At 42.2% G+C, this 978-nt stretch carries 2 protein-coding genes; both read left to right on the plus strand.

Annotation, left to right across the window (positions count from 1 at the left end; genetic code table 11):
• On the plus strand, positions 1–324 hold a 324-nt coding region (locus AB5935_RS28170; RefSeq protein WP_368328125.1), incomplete at its 5' end, for a 5'-nucleotidase C-terminal domain-containing protein.
• 25 nt (positions 325–349) lie between these two features.
• Positions 350–978: bifunctional UDP-sugar hydrolase/5'-nucleotidase (locus AB5935_RS28175; RefSeq protein ID WP_368328126.1), on the plus strand; the 629-nt coding region annotated here is incomplete at its 3' end.

The following is a 978-nucleotide window of genomic DNA, read 5'->3' on the forward strand; positions in this document are numbered from 1 at the left end:
GACTTGAGACGTCTTTTTGAAGCGATTGCATCTCTACACGGAGAAGGAGTGAGCGGTATCCGTCTTGAAATCACCAAAGATGGAAAGTTGCTGAACGCCTTTGTCGGTGGAAAACCACTAAAGGATGACAAGCTTTACACGGTGGCCACTATCGATTATCTGGCAGATGGAAACGGACGGATGGATACTTTCCTGCAGGCGGAAAAGAGAGTATGTCCCGAAGACGCAACCTTACGCGGCCTATTTCTTGATTATGTACGCAAACAGACTGCCGAAGGCAAAGCGATTACCTCCAAACTGGATGGACGTATTACCATAAAATAAAAAGGAGAATCTAAAAATATTGAATATGAAAAGATTTCAGATATTATTCCTGTCATGTCTTGTATTGAGCTTTACTTTCTCAATTTTTGCGCAGGATAAGGATACCAAAGAAGTGATTATTTTACAAACAAGCGATGTGCATAGCCGTATCGAACCTGTCAATCAGAAGGGGGACGAATACTATAATAAAGGTGGTTTTCTTCGCCGGGCTGCTTTTCTCGAACAGTTCCGCAAGGAGCATAAGAATGTGCTGCTTTTCGACTGCGGAGATATTTCTCAAGGGACACCTTATTATAATATGTTCCGCGGAGAAGTGGAAGTTAAACTAATGAATGAGATAGGTTATGACGCTATGACTATCGGTAACCATGAGTTTGATTTCGATGTGGATAATATGGAACGTATTTTCAAGATGGCTAATTTCCCGGTCGTTTGTGCCAACTATAATCTGGATGCTACGGTATTAAAAGATATAGTCAAGCCCTACGTCGTTCTTGAGAAATATGGTTTGAGAATTGGCGTGTTTGGCCTTGGAACCCAACCGGAAGGGATGATTCAGGCTAATAAATGCGAAGGGGTCGTTTATGAAGATCCTATCCGCGTATCCAACGAAATAGCTGCTTTGTTGAAAGACGAAGAAGGGTGTGATTTGGT

It is taken from the genome of Phocaeicola sp. RTP21198st1_B8_RTP21198_201120, from assembly GCF_040929485.1.
Taxonomy (GTDB): domain Bacteria; phylum Bacteroidota; class Bacteroidia; order Bacteroidales; family Bacteroidaceae; genus Phocaeicola; species Phocaeicola dorei.